The organism is Vibrio sp. Vb1554, assembly GCF_033344235.1.
Genome location: NZ_JAWPOJ010000394.1, coordinates 1 through 1,101, shown reverse-complemented (window position 1 = coordinate 1,101; position 1,101 = coordinate 1). Strand labels below are relative to the sequence as shown.

The following is a 1,101-nucleotide window of genomic DNA, read 5'->3' as shown; positions in this document are numbered from 1 at the left end:
AACGTTCCAATATCTTCAATCGTTGCAATTTAGCATGGTGGCAACGAACACGATCAAAACCATTCGCAAGCAAGTGTTTTCGGGAGTGATCAAACAGCCACTTTCTGCGTTTGACTACACGCCTGCTGGTAAGCTTGTTTCTCGAATCACGAATGATACAGAATCACTTCAGCAGTTTTACGAGTTGTTAATCGCGACCGTGGTTAAGAACGTTGTGATGATCGTGGTAATGTTGGGTGTCATGTTCTTCATGAGTTGGAAGTTGACGCTGGTTGTTCTCGTCCTGTTACCGATCGTAATTGGCTTTATGTATCTGTTTAAACAACTCAGTACCGAGAGTTATCGCAGAATGCGTGACTTGCTCACGGACATTAACGCCAACTTAAGCGAATCAATCCAAGGGATGAGCGTGATTCAGCTGATGCAACAAGAAGAGCGCTTTAACAAACAATTTAACGAACTCACTGCTGAGCATTTGGTCGCGTCCAAAAAAGTGATTCGCTTAAACGGGTATCTGCTGCGGCCTCTCATGGATCTGTTGGCTGGACTTGCCCTACTCTGCTTAGTTGCCATCTTTGGCTTTAATGGTGTCGAGTTGATTGGTGTCGGTGTACTTTATGCATTCATCAGTTATTTGGCGCGTGTGACCGAACCTCTGATTGAAATGACCCAACAACTTGCACTTTTACAACAAGCGTTGGTGTCGAGTGAACGTGTTTTTGAGTTGATTGATGCGAAGCCACAAACTTACGGTGACGATCATAAACCCCTTAAAACGGGCTCAATTGAGCTAAGTAATCTGACGTTCAGTTATGATGGCAAGCAAGATGTATTGAAAGACGTCTCCTTGAAAGCCGCTCATCAAGATTTTATCGCGCTGGTCGGCCATACGGGCAGCGGCAAGAGCACGTTAGCATCTTTGCTCATGGGCTTTTATCCAACCAATGTGGGCAAGTTATTGATTGATGGGCGGCCACTTAATACATTGGGTAAAGACGTACTTCGCAAAGACGTAGCAATGGTTCAACAAGATCCGCACATTCTCCCAGCCTCTGTACGTGAGAACATTTCTCTTAGCCGAGCAGTGAGCGATGAGCAGAT

General features: G+C 45.3%; 1 protein-coding gene. It reads left to right on the top strand.

The window, feature by feature from the left end:
- Window positions 1-1,101: ABC transporter transmembrane domain-containing protein (locus tag R8N28_RS26560; protein WP_318183834.1), on the top strand; the 1,101-nt coding region annotated here is incomplete at both ends.